Source organism: Paenibacillus sp. YIM B09110 (assembly GCF_037167145.1).
GTDB lineage: Bacteria > Bacillota > Bacilli > Paenibacillales > Paenibacillaceae > Pristimantibacillus.
On the sequence record NZ_JBANSP010000015.1, the window covers coordinates 35,052 to 60,538 of the forward strand.

Genomic DNA, 25,487 nt, shown 5'->3' on the forward strand with positions numbered 1-25,487 from the left:
ACGCTTGCCATCCATACCGATACTGACCGAGAAATTTCTCCCTCAAATTGTTCATATGAAAAAGTGGCTGAAGCGTTCCGCCGTCCTGTTCGCTATCTTCGCTGTGCTTGCCTGCGGTCTGCTTATTTTCTTGCGAACGCAATCGCTGCCGGCGGCTACCGTCAGTCAGACGTCGCAAATGCTCGACCTGAACGGCAACGTGATCGATACGTTCCACGCGGGAGAAAATCGACGCTCCGTTAAGCTCGAGGATATTTCGCATTACGTAATCGAAGCGACGCTCGCGATTGAGGACCGGCGTTTCTATGACCATAGCGGCTTCGACGTGAAGGGTATGGCGCGAGCCGTCATGGTCAATGTGCAAAGCATGTCCGCACGACAAGGCGCCAGCACGCTGACGCAGCAGCTCGCGCGGAACTTGTATCTGACGCATGAACGTACGTGGCAGCGCAAGATGAAGGAAGCTATGTACACGGTGCAACTCGAAATGAACTATTCCAAGGACGAGATTCTTGGCATGTACTTAAACCAAATTTATTACGGTCACGGCTCCTACGGCATTGAGGCAGCTTCCAAAATGTATTTCGACAAGCATGCTTCGGAGCTTTCGCTCGCTGAAAGCGCCATGCTCGCAGGCATTCCGAAAGGACCTAAATACTATTCGCCGTTTCTCGATATGAAAAACGCGAAGGATCGGCAGCATGCCATTCTCCATGCGATGATGGAGGGCGGAGCGATTACGAAGGAGCAGGCCGACAGCGCCTATGCTGAAGTATTGAACTTCCAGTCGCTTGAAGCCGGGCAGAGCGAAGGATTCGCCCCGTACTTCCGTGACTATATCCGTTCGGTCGCGATCGATAAGCTTGGGATCGACGAGCATCTGCTGAACGAAGGCGGCATAACGATCTATACGACGCTCGATCCAGAAGCGCAAGCAGCAGCCGAGGATGCGATCAAGAAGACGATGCCATCCAAATCCGAGCAGCAAGCGGCGCTCATCGCTATCGATCCGCGCAACGGCTACATTAAGGCGATGGTCGGAGGACGTGATTATAAGACTAACCAGTTCAACCGTGTATTCGCGCAGACCCGTCAACCCGGTTCATCGTTCAAGCCGTTCCTGTACTTAACCGCTCTGCAAAGCGGTTATATGACGCCGGTGACCCGGTTCAAAAGCGAACCGACCATCTTCACATTCGATGAAGGGCGCAAGACGTATGAGCCGCATAATTATAACGACAAATATGCGAATGAGTTCATCGACATGCGGCGGGCGCTCGCCGGATCAGATAATATCTACGCTGTTAACACCATCATGACCGTCGGGGCAGACAAGGTTATCGATACGGCAAGGAAGCTCGGCATTAAGAGCAACATGCAGCCCGTGCCTTCCCTTGCGCTCGGAACGTTCCCCGTTAGTCCGTTCGAGATGGCTTCGGCTTACGGAACGTTTGCGAATGAGGGCGTGCATACCGAGCCGGTCGCGATCATCAAAATTGAAGATCGCAAGGGCAACCTTATATATGAAGCGAAGCAGCAGAGCCAGCAAGCGATATCGCCCGCCGAGGCTTACGTAATGACCAGCCTAATGGAGAGTGTTTTCGACGAAGGCGGCACCGGCTACCGTGTTTCTTCTATAATAAAGCGTCCCGTCGCCGGGAAGACGGGAACAACGGCTGCCGACGCATGGCTGGTCGGCTACACGCCGGAGCTTGCGACCGCGGTATGGGTCGGTTATGACAAGGATCGCACCTTGTCGGTGGCTGAGGCGCATCTAGCTGCGCCGATCTTCGCCCGGTTCACGGAGCAGTCGCTAGCTGCTGTACCGCCGAAGATCTTCCCGATCCCGGCGGGCGTCGTGAACGTCTACATCGAACCGGAGAGCGGCAAGCTGGCGCTCGACACTTGCCCGACCCGCAGACTGGAGACGTTCATTAGCGGCACGGAGCCGACGGAAGTGTGCGGAGCTCCTGCATCCGCTGGCCAAGAAGGCGGCACAGGCAAGGACGACGGCGCTGGAGCGGCGAAACGCCAATCGTGGTGGCAAGACCTTAAGCGTTGGTGGACGGATTAAGCTAGCGTGCAGCTGGCAGTACAGTTAGCTCAACCCCTGATCGAAACACGATCAGGGGTTTTTAATGAATATATGTCTTGTTAGGAATAGTCTCGTTGCATATTTTGCAACAGAACGATTCGCTCGTCCTCCAATTGACCATCCCGCTGCACTTTATGCAACAGATAGACCCATGAAGCCCATATTCTGCAACGACCCCGCAGCTCCCCATTCATACGGCTTTCTCTCTCTGCTTCGCCCTTCAATCCCACCTCTACTGCAAAAACGCCGGCATACGCATCGCACTATCGGCATAAACTAATTAAGATACTCCCGCTCCTACAACATATGGACGGCAACGTCATACAACCGCCATATTTCGTGTTTATTCGATAAGTGCAGATGGTCATTTTTGCGTTTTCAAGTCTGCTAACCCCTGATCTTCGTTTATTTTTGACGGAAATATGATGAAAAAGTGAATTTTCTTTGAACAACACAGACATATTGTGGTATAGTAAAAGCAAGTAAGCACTTACAATGACTCGGGAGTGTTGAATATGACGACGAAAACTGCATCAATCAGCCACGCGCAGCCAACTAAATCAGATGTCAAACGTCTTGTCAAAGCAATGACTGCCATTGCCTGGGGTATCCTCGGTATCGGCTTTCTGCTCTGCCTCGTTAATCTTAGCCACTTCAGCGATCAAAATGTCGGACTTATGGTCGGCATCGGATTTCTAATCGGCAGCGTTCATATTTATGTCATCGGTACGGCAATCGGACTCGTTCATGCGCGTCTCAATCAAGATCAGACGACGAAGGATCATCACGATCCGCAGGTTTGAGCTCCATAAGCAACATGAATTAGAAGCTTAACAACCAGAATACCGGAGCGAGAAACTCCCTTTCCTATGTTGAGCTTGCCAGAGGGCCACTTTCTTCCTTGCGAAGAAGTGGCTCTTTTGCGTTATAAAACCAATTGAAAGCACTTACATGCTGGTTAAAAGTAACTGGTGTCTAACAGGTGAACTTTCTATTACGGAAAAAAGACGAATTGTTGACGTAATTGTTAACCATGGAGTATTTGTGCTTCATATCTGCTATCTTAAGCGTAAGCAGTCATTTTGAGGAGTTGAATCGTTATGAGACCGTTTATTCGCATGCTGACACCTGTACTCTTGTTGCTGATGGCCGTCACGCTCTCCGGCTGCGGCGAGCAGTTCATTGTACTCGATCCGAAGGGGCCAATTGGGGAATCCCAGAAGGACCTCATCTATTTATCCACTATACTATGTGCGGTCATTATCGTACCCGTACTGATCCTAACGGCGATCATTGTATGGCGGTATCGCGATAAGAAAGGCAGTACGGCTAAGTATAGACCGAATTGGGAGCACAGCACGAAGCTCGAAGTCGTCTGGTGGAGCATCCCGATTGTCATTATTATCGCGCTAGCCGCTGTAACCGTGAATTATACGTATAAGCTTGAGCCGTCCAAACCGATCGCTTCCGAGAAAGAAGCGATTACGATTCAAGTGACTTCGCTCGACTGGAAATGGTTATTCAAATATCCGGACGAGAACATTGCAACGATTAACTATGTAAAAATTCCAGAGGATGTGCCTGTACGCTTCCAGCTTACATCCGATACGGCGATGAACTCGTTCTGGGTTCCGCAGCTAGGCGGACAGATCTACTCCATGTCGGGCATGGCGATGACTTTGTTCCTGCAAGCTGACGAGCAAGGCAGCTACTTCGGCACCGGCGCCAACTTTACGGGTAAAGACTTTGCACAAATGACGTTCAAAGTCGATGCAACGACCGAAGAGGATTACAACGCATGGGTGCAAGAAGTGAAGAACACTGCTCCGGCGCTTACAATGGAAGGCTTCGAGAAGCTCACCGAGCCGAGCACGTCCGAGACACAGCTGTTTTCCAGCTTCCCTGAAGGCTTGTTCGACAAGATTGTTACGCAGTACGTAGAGGAAGGCAGTGCGGGCGGTCATCATCACGGTGCCGCTGCAGAAGACAGCGAGACGGATACCGCATCCGCAAAAGATGCGAACGATGACGCTGACAGCACAGATATGGATCATGAACATATGAACCATGAGGGGCATTAACCCCTAAGCACAATTACATTAATGTAGGAGGTCCCCTCATGTTGGACAAAATAAAAGAGTTCGCATCCGAGTTTTTCGTTACGGGCGACCCGCTTATTCTAGGGGCGCAAGTATCGATAGGACTGTCGGTCGTGGCGATCGTATTTGTACTCACCTTTTTCAAAAAATGGCGCTGGCTCTGGACCGAATGGCTAACGAGCGTCGATCATAAGAAAATCGGCATCATGTATATCATTGCCTCCATCCTCATGCTGTTCCGCGGCGGCGTCGATGCGCTGCTCATGCGGCTTCAGCTCGCTGCGCCGCAGCTCGAATTTTTAGAGGCCGAGCACTATAACCAAATTTTCACGACGCATGGCGTTATTATGATCTTGTTCATGGCCATGCCGCTTATGTTCGGCTTATTCAATATCGTCGTTCCGCTCTTGATCGGCGCGCGCGACGTCGCATTCCCGTTCCTGAACTCCCTAAGCTTCTGGATGTTCTTCTTCGGGGCAATGCTGTTCAACGTATCATTCATCATCGGCGGTTCGCCGGATGCGGGCTGGCTCGCTTATCCGCCGCTATCCGAGCTGTCGGGCAGTCCCGGACTCGGCCAAGACTTCTATATCTGGGGTATTCAAATCTCCGGTATCGGCTCGCTGGCAACAGGCATCAACTTTATCGTTACGATTCTGAAGATGCGCGCACCAGGCATGACATTGATGAAAATGCCAATGTTCGTCTGGTCCGTCCTTTCTTCGTGTATTACGATTATTTTCGCTTTCCCGATTCTAACCGTAACGCTGTTCCTGCTCTTCATTGACCGTTACCTCGGCGCGCATTTCTTCACGCTCGACGGCGGCGGCAACCCGATGATGTACATCAACCTCATCTGGATGTGGGGACATCCTGAAGTATATATCGTTATTTTGCCGGCATTCGGTATTTTCTCCGAGGTTGTATCGGCGTTCTCGAAGAAAAAGCTATTCGGCTACAAGTCGATGGTATTCGCTCTTATGTCGATCAGCTTCTTCTCGTTCTTCACGTGGGCGCATCACTTCTTCACGATGGGCTCCGGCGCGAACGTCAATGCGTTCTTCGCCGTTACGACGATGCTGATCGCGATCCCGACAGGGGTCAAAGTATTCAACTGGCTATTCACGATGTATCGAGGCAAGCTAAGCTTCCCGACGCCGATGATGTGGTCAGTCGCATTCATACCGTGCTTCGTTATCGGGGGCATGACCGGGGTGCTGCTGTCCGTAGCGCCTGCGGATTTCCAGTTCCACAACAGTTACTTCCTGATCGCCCACTTCCACCAAGTATTAATCGGCGGCGTCGTATTCGGTTACTTCGCAGGGCTATACTATTGGTGGCCGAAAATGTTCGGGTTCAAGCTTCACGAGGGACTCGGCAAATGGGCATTCTGGTTCTGGAACATCGGCTTCTATGTCTGCTTCATGCCGCAATACGCGCTTGGCCTCATGGGCATGACGCGCCGCGTCAACACGTACGACTTCGATATGGGCTGGCAGCCGCTTAACGTCATCTCTACTGTCGGCGGTTTCTTAATGGGTATCGCGTTCCTGTTCCAAGTATGGCAAATCGCGCACAGCATTAAGTTCTTTAAGAAAGTCGACAATGGCGACAACTGGGACGGCAGAACGCTCGAATGGTCGATTCCATCGCCTGCGCCGCTCTATAACTTTGCAAGAATACCGCAAGTACAAAGCCAGGATGACTGGTGGGAAACGAAGCAGCGCCGCGCTGCCGGCGAGCCTGAACCGGCGCCTGCGCCGCTTGAACCGATTCATATGCCGAAAAACTCGGGCATTCCGTTCATTATGTCCGTCTGCTGGTTCGTATTAGGCTTTGGCCTTGTCTGGGATTGGCTCTGGATGGCGATACCTGGCTTCATCGGCATCGTAGTCTGCTTGCTTGCCCGTTCGTTCACCTACGACACCGACTATTACATTCCTGTCGATGAAATCGAGCGCACGGAAGCTGCTCTAAGGGGGGCAAAATAATGGCACACGCGATTTCAAAAACAGCGGGAGCCCATGGCGGCGGCGGTCACCATGACGAGCACCACGGCCATGACCATCACGATCAAGAATCGATGAAAATGTTCGGCTTCTGGCTGTTTCTTATTACAGACGTTATCTTGTTCGGCACCTTGTTCGCGACGTTCGTCGTGCTGCGCTTCAATACGGCAGCAGGACCTACGCCGGGCGAGCTGATCGAGCTGAACGGCATCATTATCTCGACCTTCATCCTGCTTACGAGCAGCTTCACGAGCGGTATCGCCGTGCTGGAGATGAACCGAGGCAACAAGCGCGGGCTTATTCTATGGCTCGCTATTACAGCGCTTCTAGGCGCATCGTTCATCGGCTTGGAGGTTACCGAGTTCATTCATCTCGTTCATGAGGGAGCGAATATCGGCACTAGCGCCTACTGGTCGGCATTCTTCACGCTTGTCGGCACGCACGGACTTCACGTCTCGGTCGGTCTCGTCTGGATGGTTGCGCTCATGCTGCAGCTGTCACGCCGCGGCATTACGCCGGTCACGAAGCGCAAGGTCGGCATTATCAGCTTGTACTGGCATTTCCTTGACGTCGTATGGATCTTCGTATTCACAATCGTTTACTTGATGGGGGTGATGTAGGATGGCGAATCATAATGCGCACGATGTGCAGCATGGCAACGGCGAGCACGGCTCGCATGAGCATGGCGGCACGATGAAGTCCTACGTCATCGGCTTCTTGCTCTCGATCGTGCTTACGATCATCCCGCTTGTCGTCGTCATGAACGACTTGCTGAGCAAGTCCGGCACAACGTTGCTTATCCTTATCATGGCGGTGCTCCAATTCGCCGTTCAGCTGTTCTTCTTCATGCATATCCGCGATGAAGAGAAGCCGCGCTTCAATCTGATGGCGCTCATCTTCGGCCTAGTCATCCTGCTTACGATCGTCGCAGGTTCGATCTGGATTATGACATACAATACCGTTGCTCATTAAGAGCAGCGCATAGGCACAATTGAAGAGGCTGCACATAAGTTCGCTTATGTGCAGCCTCTTCTCTTTTTTTTTACAACTGCTGTTTGGATTTCATTCCAGGTTTCGTTTATTAAATGAAAAGACAGTGACCATAGAAGGGATGATCGAGATGTCTGAAACGTCTAATCAGCAACCTCTTAATGCATTAAAATGCGTGTGTTCGAACTATGTACCGGTCAAAGACCCGTTGCGATCGGCGGAATGGTGGCAACGAAATTTCGGCCTGGCGTATGCCGTGCCATACAATCCGGCCGAGTTCCAAGTCATTCTTAAGCTTTCCGATGGACAGTGGCTTCACTTGGTGGAAACCGACGGAGTTATTGATAACCAATTCCCTAATAAGACAGGTTATGAAATGTTCAGACTTACGTTCGAGGTCAGGCAAATCGAGCAGCTGTATGACCGTCTGCAGAAAAACGGCGTACGTACGGCGGAGCTGGAGGATCGAGGCAACTGCGGCATTAACTTCGTGTTCTACGATCCGGACGGCAACAAATTCGATGTCAACGAAGTTGTCCATATCCATCGAACGCCGGAAGAAGCGGAGAAGATCAAAGCGCATCTCTTTCACATGGCCTAACGAATAAACGAATAAGGGCTGCCTATGCGCACGGCAGCCCTTATTATCCATTCAGCACAATCAATTGGCCAGCGACTTGCTGTTCATCATTTTATACATGAAGCGTTGAAGCTGCTTTTCCCGATTCACTCTCATTTGGAGATGGTCAAGCGCTGCTTTGGCTCTATCCCTATACGCTTGGTCGCCGAACATTCCATAAAGACGCATATAATCGTTGTATTCGTCCAGCCATTCGTTGACGTAAGAAGCATTCATATCCATCCCTCCATCAGCTCAATGTCTAAATGATAACGCTTCACTATGAATCTATTATGAGTTTAGGATAAAAGAATCGTAAATATTCCTTATTTCGTACCGTCCGAAAAAAAAATACTCGCACTCCTTGGGGAGAATGCGAGTTCATTCGAAGCTATACCGTAATGGCATCGATCTTCACTTGCGGTGCATTGGCGCATTTCTTGCACACTTTAACCGCTTTATTGCCGGATGTCGTTCTCGAATAAAGCAGCTTGATTCTCGTGCTGCTGCATGCCGGACAAGTACCGCGTCCACGCGTAGGATCATTCCAGAGCGCCTTGCCTCTTTTCGTTTTGGCCATTGCCTATTACCCCTTTACAGACAGATGCGGGGCTTTGCCGGGACAGCCCGGAATGCTGTTCGGCACGCTTCCCTTGCCTCCATTGTAGCGGCGCGGCATGCTGTCCGAAAGGGAATAAATGGTTTAAATCGAATGCGGCTATGAACCAAGCCTCTCTACCAACTAGTAACCACGATGCTCAACCTCTAGTCCCTTCGGCAGGACGAGCGTGAGCTGCGAGTCGTATGTATCGGTAACGAGACCGCCGTCTCTGCGATCGAGCGTGCCGATCATAATATAGAGCGTATTGCCGACAATTGTCGTCTGCATCAGCTCTTTGTCCGGTTCACTTATCGGTTCGGCAGACCAATAGCGAATCTGTCCGAATAGCTTCGCCTCGCGCGTATCCGACTCTCCAAGCACAACCCCGCCAATCGATTGCACGATGACTTTGTTCACGTTATCCGGCACTTGCAGCGAATGCGGCTTCACGAAGACCGATCGCTGCGTCGTTTGCAGGCCGCGTTGCAGCTCATCGAATAGGCCAGTAGACATCAGCAGCGCAAGACCGAGGCTTGCAGTGCCAATAAGGCCTACAAAGAACACGCTGATCCAATCATATCTGACGATGGCAAGGTCGCTTCCGGAAAACTTCAAATATAATAGCAGCTCCAAGCCAAGCAAGATGAATACGATCGGCGCAACCCATAACAGCATTTCATAGGCTTCAATGTCCTGCCAAAGCGATGCGGCAAGCGCCGCGCCAATCAGCATGAGCGTAACACCCATCGACAGGGAGCCTACTCGCCAAGTACGAATCCCTCCATCGGGAAGGGGACGATTCAACGTATCTAACGCATTCATTGCATGTCCTCCTCTTTATTGGATAAAGTTGGCGGTGGTGGTGGCGGTGCCATCGTCTCATGCCGACCCTCGGAATAGGTTTTACCGCCAAACACAAGCCGCATGCCGACGATAATCATAACGAAGGCAACGACCGCCGTCGGAATCATATATTTCAGTTGCAAGTATTGGGTGTAAATTTCGTTGGAATATCTCGACGCCACTTCCGCAGCTACACGGTCAAGCAAGTAATACGCGCCGAAACCAAGCAATGCAAAACCGAACCAGCGTTGGTACGGTACAAGCTGCGTCAATACAGGCTCGTCGCTAAGCGTCTGACGCTCGTAGCGCGACGTCTGCTGCAGTGCATCAAAGAATGCGAAACACCAGAACAAGGGCAATAAGAAGAAGAACAATGACAATCTGAGATTGTCCATAATGTAGACGGTAAGCAGGAAGCCGCCCATCAATTGCAGACCGCGCTTCTGAAGACCGAGATACAGATGGCCTGCTCCAGGGAAAATCGATAACGCAATCGCCAGCACCTTGCTTTTGCGTCCCGAAGCGATATGCGCCTCAAGCTCCTCGAACACCGCGCGATCCTCCATACGCTCTCCGCGCTGCTTCGCATGAAGCTGCTGAATCGCATCAAACAAGCTGTAGATCCAAATAATCGGAAGCCCTAGTAGGAAGATAAGCAACGCTGCCTTGCCCATTACAACGCTTAGGAAGACGATAATCGCGAACAATCCGATAAATGAAATGAGCAACGTAATACCTCGCTGCATCAGGCCGAGACTCATATGACCAAGACCAGGCAAGAAGGACAGCAGAATCGTCCTCGTCTTCTCTTGCTGCTGTTGCTGCTGCATATGATACGCCTGAGCCTGATCATACGGATTGAAGCTTGATTCTGCCCCTCCTTGCCCCGGATACGAGCCAAGCATCGGAGGCGCTGCGGGCGAGCCGGCATTCACTCGGCCCGAGAACAGCGTTATAAGCATATCGAGCATATTGACAAACCAGCTGATCGCCATAATAAAGAATCCAAAGAAAGCGAATTCCTCATCCAAATTGTTCGTTATGCCAAATAGGAACATGAAAAACATAGTTCCAAAGAAAGATCCTCCATATAACACAAACCGAACAGGGCGACCTAAGTAGCCATGGCCCACTCCCGGTATAAACGACAGCCAGAATGCAGCTAACGCGCTTTTATTCATTCTAAATTCCTACCTCTCTGTTCATGGTACTTCCTTGTATCTATCTTCATCGAGCCAAGCCATACATTCGCTCTTGCTTACTTGTACCTGCTCTCTCGAATCCCATCCAGCCAAGAGCCCGTGCGATCAACCATACGATCCGACCATGATTCGGAAGGCAGCGACGGCAACTGCTCTGTTGCTTGGGGAGGCCCAACGACGGCCTCCTGATCCAGCTTGGACAGCTTGTCGGACAGACCGGCGAATGCACCTGTACCCAAAAGCAGCAGCGTAATAGATGCCGCTATCGTATATTGAGCGACCGGATGTTGCAGCCAAGAACGGCGGCGAGCATGGCGAGGTGATGACTGAACAGCCTTGACCGCAGCTGCAGCTTCACTCTCTGCATGGAGCTGCGCAATGACTCGCTGCTCCAATATGTCCATATTCGGCAGCACCAGCTCACTCTCTGCTTGCGTGGCCTGGGCCGCATCCATAAAGCGCTGCAAGCAATGTTCGCATTCAGCCAAATGCCCATCAACGAGCTCGCGTTCCTGCTCCGTTAGACGATGCTCCACGTAATTCTTCATCGTAGGTTCGGCTACATGCTCCTCCGTCCCATCTGCACCTTCTCTGCTTGCTATGTGCTTGTTCATTCAAAATCCTCCCTTCGCCAATGCTTCTTCATCCAGCTTCGCGCTCGGTACAGCCTGGATTCGACGCTCTTGCGCTCCAATCCGGTTTCGACTGCAATCTGCTCATACGATTTGTCTTCCATATAATAAGCGGTGACAACCTCGCGATAATTTCCTGGCAGTTCATCCACCCGCTCACGAATATGCCGTAAATGTTCTTGTTCCAGCGCGATCGATTCCGCGGCAGGAACATTGCTGTCATCATGCAGCTGCTCCTCGGTCCGCAGGTTCGCCTCGCTCTCGTACAGCTCCTCGGGTTTCCTTGCTCTGCTTCGCTTGTAATCAATCGCGCGATTAACTGCTATTCGTGTAATCCATGTCTTCAAGCCGTCTAATCGGCATTCCGGGAGGGAGCGATAGATTTGAAGGAGCACTTCCTGTGTCACATCCTCCGCATCATGCGGCGAATGCAGCACGGCATAGACGGTTTTGTATATATACGAACCATAAGCTTGTACGAACGGTCGATAATGCTCGGGCCCGCCGCTCTGTACCGCCTTGATCCAATCCGTATCCTGAATGTCGCTCTCCTCCTTCCCCATACAATAGACGACAGAGACTGTCCTATACCCTGCACTATCTTGAAAAAACTTTTTTAGACATAACGATGAAAACCTCACAATTCGCAGTCAAGCTCATCTCTGCGAACAGTGAGGTTCTCCCCATTATAGTTCTTATACCAACTAGAAATTACACCTCAAGCGCTTGCTTGAGCTCTTCCGTCGAACGATTCCACCACTCCGCATTATGCTCCACGAGCAGCTTGCGAAGGGCAGCCTTCTCCACTTCGCCAAGCTCGCCAAGCACGATCCGGCGTTTCAAGGAATAATCCAGCTTATTGACGTGATCGGCGAGAATCTTCCACCCGCGGCGCGCTTCCGTATCGATCCACATCTCGCAAGCCGTAGCGCCTGCATAATAAGCGCCCTCTTCATTGCGATCCACAGCTACCCATACGATCCAGCATTGGCGGCCGTTCGGCGTATCTTCCCGGTTCGGCGTAAACTTAATGCCGCGCTCGATCTTGCTCTTCGCATGCATCGCGCCTACATCGATATAGGCTTCTCCGTTATCAATAATGATGCAGGATACCTGGCTCAGATCGATGGATCCGGCTCCGAAACCTTTATGTTGTTTGTTGCTCACAACGTTGAGCGACAGTTGTTTCTTCTCTTTCTTCTCTGGCTGGTCTTGCTGATTCTGATCATCCATCCCTGCATTCACACCTTCCCCGTACAATAATTACATTTTAGCTAATAATCCTCGAAAAGCAAACATATACATGCTGTAGATGCTTGTCAACGGGAGGGAAACGTTTAATGACTCCACGCAACGTCAAACGAATCTTATTAGTTATGCTCGGAATTGTACTGCTCGGCGTGTCTGTGCAGTACGGCTTCGGGAATGCTTGGCAATCGCAGTATACCTATGCATTAGCTCCCGCGGCGAATGCCAAGCAGCCACCGCCCGCTTCTGCCCAAAAAACGGCCAAGCCGCCCACTCCGCAGCAGCCCGACACGGGTGCAGCGCCTCAGCCGCAATCGCTCAGCAAACGTGTAGTTGAGTACCACATGAACGTCAGCTTGCGCGAGGACGCTCGGCATTTGGACGGCGATCAGATCGTAACCTGGACCAATCCAGGCAAAAAAGCGGTGTCCGAGCTCTACTTCCATCTGTACCCGAACGCTTTCCTGTCTAAGAAAACAACGTTCATGAGCGAGTCAGGCGGCAAGCTGCGCGAGGACAAGGCTACGGCGGACAGCCTCGGCTTCATGAACCTGCTGTCGCTTCAGACGCTTGAGGGGGAGAATCTGCTGCCTCGCCTCCATTACGTCCAGCCCGATGACGGCAACGTCAACGATCTTACGCTGGTCAAGCTCCGTCTGCTGGAGCCCGTTGCGCCAGGCAAGACCGTAACGCTGCGCATGGGCTTCGAGGTGAAGCTGCCCGAAGTGTTCGCCCGTATGGGCTACTCCGGCAACTTCGTCATGGCGGGCCAATGGTTCCCGAAGGTAGCAGTGTACGAAACGGTGGGAACGCGAGGACGTACCGCCGAAGGCTGGAACGTTCATCAATACCACGGCAATTCGGAGTTCTATAGCGACTTCGGCATTTACAGCGTGAAGATTAACGTACCTGAGTCTTATACCGTAGCAGCTACAGGCTTCCAAACGAAGACGGCTGAGGGCAGCAACGGAAGAAAGTCGTATCAGTTCTACGCGGAAGACGTTCACGACTTCGCATGGTCGGCATCGCCCGACTTCGTCTTCGCGGAGGAAGCTTTCTCGGATAAAGGCGTGCCGGGCGTTCGCATTAAGCTGTACCTCGACCCGCTGCATGCCGATCTCCAGGAGCGTTACATGCATGCGGCCAAGTCCGCGCTCTCCAAGTACGCGCAGTGGTACGGCGAATATCCTTACAGCACGCTGTCGATTGTTGTCCCGCCAAAGGGCGGCAATGGCGCGGGCGGCATGGAATACCCGACGCTCGTCACCGCGTTCGCCGCCGAGAAGGCGAATCCCGGCTATGATCTCGAGCGTACCGTCGTTCATGAGATCGGCCACCAATATTGGTACGGCATGGTCGCCTCCAATGAATTCGAGGAAGCTTGGTTGGACGAGGGCTTCACCTCCTATGCCGAGGATATGGTCATGGAGTCCGCCTACGGACTTGAGCCGAACCTCAGGATTGAAGCGAGCTATATGACGGACCCTGCGCCGCTTAAGCAGCCGTCTTGGGCTTATAGCAGCCATAATCAATACGCGGAGAACGTCTATCTGCGAGCGAAGCTTGTCCTTGTCGGCATCCGGCATCAGGTCGGCGAGAAGACGATGGCGAAGATTATGCGGACCTATTTTCAAAAATACAAGTTCAAGCATCCTTCGACCGCCGACTTCCAGCGTGTTGTCGAGCAAGTCACGAAGACGAAGTGGCATGACTACTTCAGCGGGTACGTGTATGCGAACCAAATGTCCGACTACTCGGTCGAATCGATTCAAGTGAAGCCGACCGAACAGGACGGCCAGCAGCTCTACGAATCGACCGTGCTCGTGAAGCGGAACGGCGGTGTAAGCGGTCAAATCCCGATCACGCTGCAGTTCACGGACGGCGCGACGGTGACAAAGCTATGGGATGCCGACGACTCCCACGTCCAGCTTACGCAAGTGCATACGGCTCCTCTGCAATGGGCGATGATTGATTCCGAGCATTCGAACGTACTCGACAATAAGCTCATCAACAACTATATGCAGGCCGATCTTTCGGACAAGACGCGCATCCGGTGGGGCATCAGCGTATCGAAGCTGATCGAGGGACTGTTAGGTACGCTGAGCTGGTAAGTATAAGCGCGCAAGGAGCGATCGAATATGAAAATGTATATGAAGCAAGGTTGGCAGCTTGCGATCAAGCACTTCCACCTCATCATTCTGTTATTTCTGTATCAGTTGCTATGGGGCTTCTTCCTCTATCGATTTATCGATTCGGTCGTCTCGCCCTTGCTGCGCCGGTTTCCAGCTGCATACCCGTCTGATACAGCCGTTCATCTCTTCCTGACCGAGGCGCAGTTCCAACTGCTGAAGACCGACATCCTTACGCCTTATGTATGGATGCTGGGCGGCTTGTTCGCCATCCGCATGCTGCTGACTCCACTGTTCAATGCCGGACTGTTCTATTCGCTGCACCATTCTAGTACCCGAGGCGAAGGCGCTGCCGGCGGCGGCACTAAATTCGTAGAAGGAATTCGCAAAGCTTGGAAACCGGTCATGCTGCTTCACTGGGCGGAGGCCGTGTTAGCACTTGCTCCCGGTTTCTGGGTGCTGCCTCATGCGCTCGACGCATACCTGCAAGGCGGCTCGAACGTCGACCTGCTGCAATCCGTCCTTCCTGGCGCTGGACTATGGCTGTTCTGGGGCTTGCTGCTGCATCTGCTCTTCCTGGCCATGCAGCTTGGCGCTGCCTCAAAAGAAGGTATCCTCCACTCGCTCGGGCGCGCGATGAGGCATATCATCTCCTTCGCTGCCATCTCGCTAGTTATGTGGGCCATCGGAGCCGGATTAGGACTTCTCATCACCGGTGTATCGCTGCTATGGGCCGGACTATTCGCGCTTATTCTTCATCAAGGCTACAACTTGGTGCGAACGCTCGTCCGAGTATGGACCATCGCAGCCCAGTACGAATGCCTGCAATCCAAGTAGCTTCATCACTTTAGCCTGCTTTAGCTCAAAAACCCCCGAATCAACGCCTGTCCTATTATGGCGAATTCGGGGGTTTTTACGTTATCATCCTACTAATGACGGCGACAGCCTTTTTTGCTAGAAAGATGAGAATCCTCTCACCATTAGTACCTTCAGGTCATACTTTACATAATATCCACATAATTAATGAAATCGAGTATCGATTATTTAGTCCCTCGGTCCTAGTTGCGGCTTTATTATTACATGAAAAATGATTATACGAAGCAGTTTGTCAAAAGATTACATGAGAATTATTAGAATTTTGTTAGAAAGGCAGGAGATCAATAAAAAAAATAGAATAATTGTCAAGAGCAAAAACAAACTGCCTAATTTCCTAGCGGAAAACGGGGGAACCACTCTGGGTGAATTGATTCCGACGCCACGGCTATAAGTCATACCGCCTCTGTAGAAGAGGACATCATCGACTTGTTCGTAGCGCCTGAGGAATCATAGGGAACCTTCAACCGAACCCCACAGCTAACCTCGTCGGCACCGGAAGGAGTTTCACAATTGAAAAAGGTTACCGTAATGCTTTTGGGGCTTGCGCTCTTGCTCGCTTTTCAAGCGGGAAGTGTTTTCGCAGACTCCAAAATGAACGGATTTATCAATGATGTTATTGGTACTCCGTACAAAAGCGGTGGAACTACCGCGAAAGGCTTCGATTGCTCCGGCTTCACGAGCTATGTGTTCGCTAAGATGGGCATCGAACTTCCTCGCGTTTCCTCCGATCAAGCAACAGTTGGCACGAAGGTCGCTAAAGCTGACCTGATTGCCGGGGATCTTGTGTTCTTCGACACAAGCGGCGGCAACAACGGCGCAATCTCCCACGTCGGCATCTACATAGGGGACGGCAAGATTGTACACGCTTCGGTTAGCCGCGGCGTTGTAGTCGACAAAATCGATTCCTCTTACTACAAACCTCGTTATGTGACAGCACGTCGCATTCTTAGCGAGGAAGCATTTACAACTTACGCCGACGAAAAATAGTTTCACCCTTTAACAACAAAGCCGCAGGCTGTTCGTCCACTCGTGACAACAGTCTGCGGCTTTGTTATTTTTGTACTTTCTATCTATTACCCGCAGCATCGCGCCGCTGTGATTGCCCTCTACCCAGCACAAGCATTGCGCCCAGTACGAACAGCATGATCAGAACTAGTATGCTGACGTACCAGAGCGTAACCCCTCCGTCATACCGATCCATGAACCAGCCGGTAACGCGAGGGAAGATTGCCCCGCCAAGCCCGCCGCATGCCACGAGCAAACTCGTCGTCCGCTCTGTCATACCTGGGATTAGCGCGTTCGCATAGACAAGCGCAATGCCGAATATGCCCGAGAAGAACAGCCCGCTTAAAGCGACGAAGAAGAGCATCCAGCTGAGCTGGCCCATGAGCGCCATTAACGCGAACACGATCGTTGCTCCGCCAGTAGCGATAAACAAATACTTCGCATACCCCATTTTCTCCGCCAGCGTGCCTGCAAATATACGTCCGAACACCATCGTTGCCCAGAACAGGCTGAGCGCTGCCGCAGCACTTGACTCATCTACCTGCGAGCGCTCAATGAGCAAGGACGGCAAGTAATTGGAGAAGCTCATCTCCATGCCTACGTAGATCATGAAGAACGCTGCCGACAGCAGCAAGAACGGAAGCGCGGTGCGCGGATAACCGAACAATCCGGTTCTTGCACCTGCAGCCCCCTGCTCTAGGCTGTTGCTCACCGCTGCTTTCGGCGGTTGGAAGCCGATCTGCTCGTCCAGCTTGCCGAAGGACATCGTTAGCCACAATACAAATGTAACGCCCGACAGCGCCGCAAGTATCGGGAATGATAACTGCCATACGTTCTGAGCGATCAAATAAGCGGCTGCAACCGGTATAATAAGTGCGCCGACGCCAAAGAACGTTTCCAGCCTGCTCATCGCCGAAGCCTTGCCCTTGGCAAGGTCGATGATCATCGCGCCGACGACCGCTTCCGTCATGCCGAAGCCGATCCCCGCGAGAGGAGCAACGGCCAGCATCCAGCCCCAAGGAAGAAGCAGGCTGTAAGCGGCCTCGCTTAAAGTAAGCGCGCCAAGCGCAATAAGCACCGCGCCCCGCTTGCCTATTCTCGCCGTAATGGAGGGAGCCAGTATGACACCGACCAGGAAGCCGAGAAATTGATTCATAATCCATTGTCCGCCGTCTTTGTAAGTGAGCCCATAATGATCAATCAGCTGCTCCAGTATCGATCCGCCTACCACATGCGCAATACCGATTACCAAGTAAGACAGACAGCCGATCCATATTAACTTCTTCATGCCGTAGTTCTCCTTATGTCCGCGCGCCTTCTGGCGCCTATCTGATATACTTAGTCATACGTATCCAACTCATTTGCTCCAACCGGGGGTTATAAGAAATTGAATAATTTAAACCATTCTTCTCATTATAAACGCTATCCAATTCAAATGACCATATGTCCGCTGGAAATACAGCACGCTGTCGAAATATGCAATTGGATTTACGAGCCTCCCTACGATGTCTATCACTGGCCAACTTGGGAGCAAATGCAAAAGGACGAAATCGAATTCGGCGATCCCGTCCTGCGTGCGCAGCAATATATAGCAATCGTTGATGATAATTCGAGACTGATCGGCTTCGCCCAGTTGTTCCCCATGACCGGCGTAACCAGGCTCGGACTCGGACTCCGCCCTGATCTGTGCAGCCGAGGGCTTGGTCCTTCCTTCGCTAAGCTAATTGCGCTGGAAGCGCGAAGAAGAATGCCTCAACATGAGATCGACTTGGAGGTGCTCGCTTGGAATAAGCGCGCTGTACGTGCCTACGAACAGGCAGGCTTCCGTATTACCGATACGTATGCCCGTTCTTCTCAGAACGGTTACGCTGAATGCCATTGCATGGTGTTCGAGCCCATCCAGAGCTAACAGCTCTGAATGCAATTATATCGCTTGCGTGCCATGCTCTATATCTATTACATCTGCGAATAAAATAAGTCCAGGTCCAACAAGCACCGATATCGTCCGAATCCATGCATGGGTATCAAGATCCGTATAAGCTCTCGATACAATCGATCTTCGATCCTCGTTCATCTGTACGATGTTCGGAACGAAGTACGGCCGCCAGCACCAGTTCGCGCCTCGGAATTGGTCCTCGCTCCGCCATGAGCCGTCAGACTCGCGAAAATAGTTCGCAGATAGCTGGATCCCGTCCTGATTGCACAAGTACACGCGGATATAGCTCGTATCCAGCTCCGGAAGAAGCCGCAGAGCCCAATCGTCATTACTTTCCGTAATGCCATCGGAGGTATCCACGATATGCGCGAGCTGCTTCGCAAGCTGCTCGGCCTTGACTTGCCAATCGCGCTCCGAGATGACGTGATGCAGCAGATGCCGCTCCAGCTCCTCGACAATAATTGGAGCGAAGCAATCGGGATCGCGGAAATCCGCCTCGGCCCTCGCGAACATGAACCCTTGCACATAACGCGCGCCTGCTCGAATTGCTCTAGCAAGATCCTCTCTCGTCTCAACGCCTTCCACGAGCAAGGAGGCGCCGATCAGCTCCGCCATATCTGAGAAGGAGCGAAGCACGCCGAAGTAGCCGTCATGCGTTGCGCTCTTCTTAATCATATGTATATCGATCTTCAGCAAGTTAGGCTGAATCTGCGCAATACGGTCGAAGCTGCTGAAACCGCTGCCTACATCATCAATTGCAATCTGACAGCCTTGCTCCCGATAGAGGTCTACAACGGTGCGAAGTACCTCCATTGAGCCTTGGAAGCTCTGCTCCGTAATCTCAATAACGACTTTCCGTGGGTCAATGCCGTATTTCTTAAGCAGAGACAACGTGAACAGCTCTCCGGATTGCTCATAACGATAAATCCAAGAAGGCTTTAAATTAATAAACAACATAGGAGGTTCATCCATTTGACCCAGCTTGGCAAAAGCCTGCTCGCGCAACAGCCGATCCACGAGAATATGCTCCTCATCGGACACTGTTTCATCGCTAAAGAAAGGCCCCAAGCTGCGAACAGAATCTCCTTTTACCGCTCTAGCCAGCACCTCATAGCCCATAATTCTCCGAGTATCCATCGCTATGATCGGCTGATAGTAGGCTGCTAGCTTTTCATCTTGTAGTCCTAGCGCTTTTGGCAGTGCTATTGTAGTGTGACCATCACTCATAGCGCTCTCCTTCATGTTACTCGCATGTTATATTATCTACCATATTAATGAGTATCATTGTAATTGAATCGACATTAAATGTAAAGAAGCGACATATTAACTGCCAATCCGACTATTTTGTCGAATGATACCTCTAATATATAGTAGCAATCTAACAACCATCGGAGAAAAGCTGACTTAGATCAGTCTAACTATGCGCGTAACCTGATTGCTCTGAGATACTTCTATAATATGATGCTTGCTGTTGTAAGTAATGACGCCTTCGGCAACCTTAATTTCTGGATTTTCGCCCAGTCCGAAAAACACATCGTCAGCCAGCGCTTCCATTACCTCATGACGGTCATCCTCATGTAGGGCTTCCCATTCCTCGGTTTCCATCTCAAAAAACGTGTAGCTATTCTCAATCTCTGCCACAGCCTCCGTCAACTCTTTTAAAATATCCGCATATTCTCTTGCATGTCTAACTCCCATGTTCATTACCTGCCTTCTATTATTATTGTCGTTTTGCTCTGCATGTCTTCGACGGGCTTTCAAATCGCGAATGCATATGGACTTATACTCTTATTTTACATCATTTCGACAATATTAAACGTCATCCGCCCCAAATCGTTTCGTTTACTCTAATCTCAGCCCCCCTATTTGTCGATAATAATAGAAAGTAGACAAGCGTAAGCGCTAGAATATTTAATTCGAATACGTACTGGACGGGGTGTATGATGAAAAATTCAACAATTATAGGTATTGTACTAGGTCTTGTCGCTGTTTTGGGAGGTATGGTGCTTAAAGGCGCGCACTTATCGTCTCTGGCCAATCCGGCCGCATTCGCCATCATCATACTAGGAACCATTGCATCGGTTATGATTGCCTTCCCGATGTCTGAGCTCGGCAAAGTAGGCAAACTCTTCAAAATGGTTTTTACCGATCAAAAGCTTATGCAACGCGATCAATTGATCGCTAACTTTATGGAATGGGCATCGATTACGCGCCGCGAGGGCTTGCTTGCGCTGGAAGCGAAGGTCGACGATATCGAGGATCCGTTCCTGCGGAACGGCATGCGTATGATTATCGACGGCAACGACCAGGATTTCGTTCGCGACGTCTTGCTTGAAGACATTTCCGCTACCGAGGATCGCCACAAGGCAGGCGCGCTCATCTTTACACAAGCAGGCACATATGCCCCTACACTCGGGGTACTCGGCGCCGTTGTCGGTCTCGTTGCGGCACTTGCCGACATGAGTGACATGGAGAAGCTGGCCCATGCGATCGCCGGCGCCTTCATCGCTACATTGCTCGGTATATTCACAGGTTATGTATTATGGCATCCAATTGCCAACAAATTAAAACGTTTGTCGAAGAGCGAAATCCAAATCCGCCTTATGATGGTTGAAGGACTGCTGTCTATTCAATCCGGCGTATCGACGATCGCTATTAATCAGAAACTGTCCGTATTCCTCACTCCAACGGAAAGAAAAAAACTGAGGGAGAAGGAGGAAGGCGCCGTTGAGCAGAAAGCATAAGCATGACGATCACGAAGAGCATGTAGACGAATCCTGGCTCATTCCTTATGCCGACTTGCTGACCCTGCTGCTTGCTCTCTTTATCGTTCTGTATTCCATGAACTCCGTTGACGTGAAGAAGTTCGAGGAGATGTCCAAAGCGTTCAGCATCGCGCTTAACACCGGCAGCGGCATTCTCGAAAATCCGGCAATCGTCACGAATGGCGAAGAGCGGCAGAACCAGAAGGAAGATCAGTCCAAGGAAGACGAGCAGAATAAAGAAGAACAAGATGCCCAGAAGCTTCGCGAAGCTGCCTTGAAGCAAGAGCAAGAGGATCTCGAGAAGCTGAAGAAGCAGCTTGACGATTATATCGATAAGAATGGTCTGACAACCGATCTGGAGACGAAGCTCAATATGTCCCAGCTCATGATTACGATCAGCGACAATGCGCTGTTCGCTCCTGCACAGGCGACCGTCAAGCCGGAATCGAGAGAGCTTGCCATAGCCATCGGTAAGATGCTGCAAGGATATCCTGATTACGAAGTCATTATATCCGGTCATACCGATACAACTCCAATTTCGACCATCTTCTTCAAGTCCAATTGGGATTTAAGTTCTATGAGGGCAATTAGGTTCATGGATATTTTGCTAGAAAACAAGCAGCTTAAGCCACAACAATTTAGAGCCGTCGGCTATGGCGAGTATCAGCCGATTGCCGACAATAAGACGGCTGAAGGCAAAGCGAAGAATAGACGGGTCGAAGTGTCGATTTCGCATACCGTCGCCGACCCAACTAATCAGCAAGTCATTCCCGCCGTCAAATAAATACAAAGCCCCGACAAGCTGCTTAATCGCAGCCTGTCGGGGCTTTGCACTTTCTTTCGGAATTAACATAGACAAAGTTACCCGTTTACCTCGTACCCCAGTGTTTGGAATAACATCGACTTCTCCGCCTCCGTTAGATCACGCCACTTCCCGGATGCAAGCCCGCCAAGCTGAATATTCATGACTCGCACACGCTGCAGCTTCCTGACATGATAGCCGAACGCCTCGCACATACGGCGAATTTGCCTATTCTTTCCTTCGGTCAGAATAATACGGAATACGCGTTCTGTCACACGCGTAACCTCGCAAGGCAATGTCATGCTGCCTAGAATACGCACACCTTCCGACATGCCTCGAACGAAGGAATCGTTAATAGGACGGTCAACGGTTACTATGTATTCCTTCTCATGCTTGCCTTCCGAACGCAGGATCGGGTTCACGACATCACCATCATTCGTAAGCAGGATGAGTCCCTCCGAATCCTTATCCAGTCTTCCTATTGGGAATATACGTTCCTCATGTCCGATAAAGTCAACGATATTGCCTTTAATATGAAGCTCAGTCGTACAAGTAATGCCGACAGGCTTATTCAACGCAATATATACATGCCGTTTCTGTTCGCCAATTCGTCGTCCATCTACGCGCACATCATCGCCTAGTTCAGCCTGACTGCCGAGAACGGCTGTCTCGCCATTAATCGTAACCCGGCCGCTATCTACCAGCTTGTCCGCTTCGCGGCGCGAGCAGTAGCCCGTCTCACTAATAAACTTGTTAATTCTCATCTGTATGTCACCTCGCCTGTATGTGCCCTAACTCAGCAATGTCGCCCGAAGCGTAGACCTTCACTTCAGGACTCCGCTGAACGTTTCTATTCTGCCCTTGCCCTTGCCCATGCCGCCCGGCCCATGCGATTCCAGTAGCCCGAAGCATTGCGGCAGCCACAACATCGCCGCGAATCGCCCTATACCTGCGCAGCGGTCCGACCATCGTGAAGCCAAGCGCCGTTGCCAGCCACGTCCCTACCGTCTCTCCTAGCCGTTTCTCCTTCCGGTAGCCAAGCAGCAACGACGGCTGGAAAATATGGAGCAGCGGTATTTCCAGCTTCGCAAGCTCCTCTTCAAGCTCGCCCTTTATTCGGCTGTAGAAGAAGGCCGAGCTCTTGGAAGATCCCATCGCCGTAATAACAGCGAACTGCGATGCATTCACACGCTTCGCATAGTGAGCCAGCGCGAGCGGATATTCCAGATCAACCGTGCGGAACGCTTCCTGCGAGCCCGCCGCTTTAATCGTTGTACCAAGCGCACAATAGACAATATCGGCATCTACGTCCTGCAGCGCTAGATCAATATCATCGAATGATGCTACAATTATGTGCAGCTTTGACCTCACAGCCTCAAATCCTGCCGTTGCCGCAGTATCCAGCGGCCGTCTAACGAGCACGGTCACTTCTCTAGCCTTCGGATCTGCCAACAGCCCTCGAAGCAGCGCAGCGCCAACAAGCCCTGTCGCACCTGCAAGCACACAGCTATAGCCCTCTCTATCGTCACGAGGCTCAGCGCTCATTGCATCCCCTCCCCAGTACTGCGCATCTACAAGCTTTTGGTTAATGATGCTTCTAGTATACCGTCCTCCGTCAAAGGTTTCAAAGCAGGAAGCGACACATGCACCGTTGTGCCCACATTTTCTTGGCTTTGGAATTCGAGATTCCCTTTATGATTCAGAATAATACGCTGGCTGACCATAATACCAAGTCCTGTACCCGATTCCTTCCCTGTGAAGAACGGATCACCGATCTTCGAGATCATCTCCTCCGGAATGCCGAAACCTTCGTCCGTAATCGTAATCGAGACGATCCCTTTTCGCATCGTAATATGAATATGGATCGGCCCGCCTGTCGGCATCGCCTCGATCGCGTTTTTCAGCAAATTAATGAATACTTGCTTCAATTGATTCTCTTCACATGAAACGAGACAGTTATCTTCCGTGAATAGCAACTTGAATTCGATATTGTGCAGATGTGCCTCGCTGTTCATCAATGCAACAACATCATTTAAAATATTGCGCATATCCTTGGTCACAAACTTCGTAGCCTGCGGCTTCGCCAAGATGAGGAACTCACCGACGATCAGATTAATTCGGTCCAGCTCCGACAACATTAGACCTACATGAGACACATTAAGCTGCTTCGTCTGCTGCTGCAACTGGAGAAACCCCCTTAACGTCGTAAGCGGATTGCGAATTTCATGCGCTACCCCTGCCGCCAATTGTCCGACTGTGGTTAGCTTCTCGGAACGTCGCAGCAGCTCGTCCATCTTATTGCGGGAGCGCATATCTCTAGAGATGCTTGCGAAGGCGCGGATAGTCCCATCCGAATCGCGGATTGGCGATATGGTGATACTTACCGGGATCAGCTCTCCCGACTTCGTCATTCGCATGGTTTCCTTGGCAGGAAGAACTCTGCCTGCGATAAGCTGGCTGAGCATGTGCTCCAGCTCTTCGCGGTGCGAATCAGGCAGGATCGGAAATACAAGGCCAATCGCCTCCTCTTCCTCATAGCCGTAAAGCAGCTCGAAAGCACGGTTCACTTGAATGATCGTGCCATCCAGCTCCAAGAGATGGATCGCATCGCTCGTATGATTAATGAAGGACTCCAGATGCTCCTTCATCCGTCTATTTTCTTCGAACGCCTTGCGCAGCTTGTCCATATAGATGCTTAAGTTCTGCGACATCGCGTTTACCTTCAGAGCGAGCAGACCGAATTCATCCTTGCGCCGAATCTGAATCGGCTGATGGAACCTTACGGAGGACACCTCATTAACCTTCCATAAAATATCTTTGAGCGGACGTATCATAACCCCTACAAACCAATAGCTAATTAATAGAACGAGCACCGTAGCCATAGCGGAGTAGATTAACGTATCATTTCGTTTCTCTCCAACGAGGTCCTGAATGCCTTTGCCGTCATAGACGATACTGATTGTATAGCTTCCAAGCTTCTCATTCGAATAATAGCTTCGATAATACGTTTTGTCGTCGATGGTCATTTTGCGAAACACAAACTCACTGTCTCTCGCTTCTTGCACAAAATCGCTATCGTTGGTAGCATCATTGTAAGCATACGTACCCGCCGATATTTCCTGCGAGTTATTATGGAAGACGGTAATCTCTTTAATATTGTTATTTAATTTCTGTACCAAGTCGAACATGTCTTTGCCTTCTACTTTACTCTTCAACTCCAGAGGCTGGCCTTCTGGGCTCGTTTCGAAGGCATCCATGGATACAGCTACCTGTATGGATGTGTCGAGCATTACCTGCTTCATTTCTTCCCGTATGCTGCGTATCCAAGCATATTCGTTCAACATGCTGTAGACAATGAAAATCGAGAGTACAATAAGAGAAATCATAAGTGAAAACTTCATCTTAATCGACAACGATAGACACATCCTTTTGTTCAATAATCATATCGGAGCAGTTCCTAGGAACTATTCCATTAACTAGAAATTTATTATGATCGTGATATCGCATCAAAGTCGATTACTTATAGACAGCTTATACCCACTGTTCACATGAGTTATACACAGAAGTTAATATAATGTGCATAAGTTTGTGGATAACTATTATTTCATCCACAATTCTATCCACTGCATGTTAACA

General features: G+C 50.8%; 26 protein-coding genes and 1 riboswitch. Of the genes, 13 read left to right on the forward strand and 13 right to left on the reverse strand.

The window, feature by feature from the left end:
* The first annotated feature begins 55 nt into the window (after positions 1-55).
* The 7 genes from V8F51_RS20395 to V8F51_RS20425 all read left to right on the forward strand — a co-directional run bounded on the left by V8F51_RS20395 (position 56) and on the right by V8F51_RS20425 (position 7,794).
* Complete coding sequence (locus V8F51_RS20395) at positions 56-2,074, forward strand: transglycosylase domain-containing protein (protein WP_337102449.1); 2,019 nt, start codon at positions 56-58, stop codon at positions 2,072-2,074.
* Positions 2,075-2,610: 536 nt separating this feature from the next.
* On the forward strand, positions 2,611-2,898 hold the full coding sequence (locus V8F51_RS20400) for a hypothetical protein (protein ID WP_337102267.1): 288 nt from the start codon (positions 2,611-2,613) through the stop codon (positions 2,896-2,898).
* A gap of 297 nt (positions 2,899-3,195) precedes the next feature.
* The gene (cyoA, locus tag V8F51_RS20405) at positions 3,196-4,176 is read left to right on the forward strand and encodes a ubiquinol oxidase subunit II (RefSeq protein ID WP_337102268.1); all 981 of its coding nucleotides are present in this window, start codon (positions 3,196-3,198) and stop codon (positions 4,174-4,176) included.
* A 38-nt stretch (positions 4,177-4,214) separates the two neighbouring features.
* The gene (locus V8F51_RS20410; protein WP_337102269.1) at positions 4,215-6,185 is read left to right on the forward strand and encodes a cbb3-type cytochrome c oxidase subunit I; all 1,971 of its coding nucleotides are present in this window, start codon (positions 4,215-4,217) and stop codon (positions 6,183-6,185) included.
* Positions 6,185-6,823, forward strand: coding sequence for a cytochrome o ubiquinol oxidase subunit III (gene cyoC, locus V8F51_RS20415; protein WP_337102270.1), 639 nt, complete (start codon positions 6,185-6,187; stop codon positions 6,821-6,823). Before V8F51_RS20410 ends, cyoC begins: the two co-directional genes overlap by 1 nt.
* A 1-nt stretch (position 6,824) precedes the next feature.
* The gene (gene cyoD, locus V8F51_RS20420; protein WP_442052006.1) at positions 6,825-7,175 is read left to right on the forward strand and encodes a cytochrome o ubiquinol oxidase subunit IV; all 351 of its coding nucleotides are present in this window, start codon (positions 6,825-6,827) and stop codon (positions 7,173-7,175) included.
* 148 nt (positions 7,176-7,323) lie between these two features.
* Positions 7,324-7,794 (forward strand): VOC family protein, encoded by a 471-nt coding sequence (locus V8F51_RS20425; RefSeq protein WP_337102271.1) that lies wholly within the window; start codon positions 7,324-7,326, stop codon positions 7,792-7,794.
* A gap of 60 nt (positions 7,795-7,854) precedes the next feature.
* Here the strand turns inward: V8F51_RS20425 and V8F51_RS20430 are convergent, their stop codons facing one another.
* From V8F51_RS20430 to V8F51_RS20460, 7 genes are all read right to left on the reverse strand, one after another.
* Positions 7,855-8,049 carry a hypothetical protein gene (locus tag V8F51_RS20430; protein WP_337102273.1) on the reverse strand — a complete coding sequence of 65 codons (195 nt, stop codon included), beginning with the start codon at positions 8,047-8,049 and terminating at the stop codon, positions 7,855-7,857.
* A 154-nt stretch (positions 8,050-8,203) separates the two neighbouring features.
* On the reverse strand, positions 8,204-8,392 hold the full coding sequence (locus V8F51_RS20435) for a hypothetical protein (RefSeq protein ID WP_337102274.1): 189 nt from the start codon (positions 8,390-8,392) through the stop codon (positions 8,204-8,206).
* 162 nt (positions 8,393-8,554) lie between these two features.
* Complete coding sequence (locus V8F51_RS20440; protein ID WP_337102275.1) at positions 8,555-9,235, reverse strand: hypothetical protein; 681 nt, start codon at positions 9,233-9,235, stop codon at positions 8,555-8,557.
* Entirely contained in the window at positions 9,232-10,437 is a 1,206-nt protein-coding gene (locus tag V8F51_RS20445; RefSeq protein ID WP_337102276.1) for a hypothetical protein, read from the reverse strand. Before V8F51_RS20445 ends, V8F51_RS20440 begins: the two co-directional genes overlap by 4 nt.
* Before the next feature lie 77 nt (positions 10,438-10,514).
* Positions 10,515-11,072, reverse strand: a complete 558-nt coding sequence (locus V8F51_RS20450) for a zf-HC2 domain-containing protein (protein WP_337102277.1) — start codon at positions 11,070-11,072, stop codon at positions 10,515-10,517.
* Positions 11,069-11,653: an RNA polymerase sigma factor gene (locus tag V8F51_RS20455; protein WP_337102279.1), complete on the reverse strand. Its 585-nt coding sequence runs from the start codon at positions 11,651-11,653 to the stop codon at positions 11,069-11,071. The genes V8F51_RS20450 and V8F51_RS20455 overlap by 4 nt, the downstream gene beginning before the upstream one ends.
* A 148-nt stretch (positions 11,654-11,801) precedes the next feature.
* Positions 11,802-12,323 carry a YwhD family protein gene (locus tag V8F51_RS20460; RefSeq protein WP_337102280.1) on the reverse strand — a complete coding sequence of 174 codons (522 nt, stop codon included), beginning with the start codon at positions 12,321-12,323 and terminating at the stop codon, positions 11,802-11,804.
* A gap of 107 nt (positions 12,324-12,430) precedes the next feature.
* Between V8F51_RS20460 and V8F51_RS20465 the strand changes: the two genes are divergently transcribed.
* From V8F51_RS20465 to V8F51_RS20475, 3 genes are all read left to right on the forward strand, one after another.
* A complete protein-coding gene (locus V8F51_RS20465; protein WP_337102281.1) occupies positions 12,431-14,449 on the forward strand; it encodes a M1 family metallopeptidase in 2,019 nt (672 codons plus the stop codon).
* 27 nt (positions 14,450-14,476) lie between these two features.
* Entirely contained in the window at positions 14,477-15,304 is an 828-nt protein-coding gene (locus V8F51_RS20470; RefSeq protein ID WP_337102283.1) for a hypothetical protein, read from the forward strand.
* 352 nt (positions 15,305-15,656) lie between these two features.
* Positions 15,657-15,850: riboswitch (cyclic di-AMP (ydaO/yuaA leader) on the forward strand.
* A 3-nt stretch (positions 15,851-15,853) separates the two neighbouring features.
* On the forward strand, positions 15,854-16,330 hold the full coding sequence (locus V8F51_RS20475; protein ID WP_442956467.1) for a C40 family peptidase: 477 nt from the start codon (positions 15,854-15,856) through the stop codon (positions 16,328-16,330).
* A 79-nt stretch (positions 16,331-16,409) separates the two neighbouring features.
* Here the strand turns inward: V8F51_RS20475 and V8F51_RS20480 are convergent, their stop codons facing one another.
* Entirely contained in the window at positions 16,410-17,636 is a 1,227-nt protein-coding gene (locus V8F51_RS20480) for an MFS transporter (RefSeq protein ID WP_337102284.1), read from the reverse strand.
* 147 nt (positions 17,637-17,783) lie between these two features.
* Here V8F51_RS20480 and V8F51_RS20485 point away from each other — a divergent pair, with 147 nt between their 5' ends.
* On the forward strand, positions 17,784-18,257 hold the full coding sequence (locus tag V8F51_RS20485; RefSeq protein ID WP_337102285.1) for a GNAT family N-acetyltransferase: 474 nt from the start codon (positions 17,784-17,786) through the stop codon (positions 18,255-18,257).
* A 15-nt stretch (positions 18,258-18,272) separates the two neighbouring features.
* Here the strand turns inward: V8F51_RS20485 and V8F51_RS20490 are convergent, their stop codons facing one another.
* Both V8F51_RS20490 and V8F51_RS20495 read right to left on the reverse strand, forming a co-directional pair.
* On the reverse strand, positions 18,273-19,511 hold the full coding sequence (locus V8F51_RS20490; protein WP_337102286.1) for an EAL domain-containing protein: 1,239 nt from the start codon (positions 19,509-19,511) through the stop codon (positions 18,273-18,275).
* Between the two features lie 177 nt (positions 19,512-19,688).
* On the reverse strand, positions 19,689-19,982 hold the full coding sequence (locus tag V8F51_RS20495; RefSeq protein WP_337102287.1) for a hypothetical protein: 294 nt from the start codon (positions 19,980-19,982) through the stop codon (positions 19,689-19,691).
* 245 nt (positions 19,983-20,227) lie between these two features.
* Here V8F51_RS20495 and motA point away from each other — a divergent pair, with 245 nt between their 5' ends.
* Positions 20,228-21,028, forward strand: a complete 801-nt coding sequence (motA, locus tag V8F51_RS20500) for a flagellar motor stator protein MotA (RefSeq protein ID WP_337102290.1) — start codon at positions 20,228-20,230, stop codon at positions 21,026-21,028.
* Positions 21,012-21,833: a flagellar motor protein MotB gene (locus V8F51_RS20505; RefSeq protein ID WP_337102292.1), complete on the forward strand. Its 822-nt coding sequence runs from the start codon at positions 21,012-21,014 to the stop codon at positions 21,831-21,833. Before motA ends, V8F51_RS20505 begins: the two co-directional genes overlap by 17 nt.
* Positions 21,834-21,910: 77 nt before the next feature.
* On the opposite strand, the gene rluF is transcribed toward V8F51_RS20505, so the two are convergent.
* Genes rluF through V8F51_RS20520 form a run of 3 tightly spaced genes read right to left on the reverse strand, consistent with a single transcriptional unit; the run spans position 21,911 to position 25,288 of the window.
* On the reverse strand, positions 21,911-22,615 hold the full coding sequence (rluF, locus tag V8F51_RS20510; protein WP_337102293.1) for a 23S rRNA pseudouridine(2604) synthase RluF: 705 nt from the start codon (positions 22,613-22,615) through the stop codon (positions 21,911-21,913).
* Positions 22,616-22,622: 7 nt separating this feature from the next.
* Positions 22,623-23,396 (reverse strand): NAD(P)H-binding protein, encoded by a 774-nt coding sequence (locus V8F51_RS20515; protein ID WP_337102294.1) that lies wholly within the window; start codon positions 23,394-23,396, stop codon positions 22,623-22,625.
* 26 nt (positions 23,397-23,422) lie between these two features.
* Complete coding sequence (locus V8F51_RS20520) at positions 23,423-25,288, reverse strand: ATP-binding protein (RefSeq protein ID WP_337102295.1); 1,866 nt, start codon at positions 25,286-25,288, stop codon at positions 23,423-23,425.
* Positions 25,289-25,487: the final 199 nt, after the last annotated feature.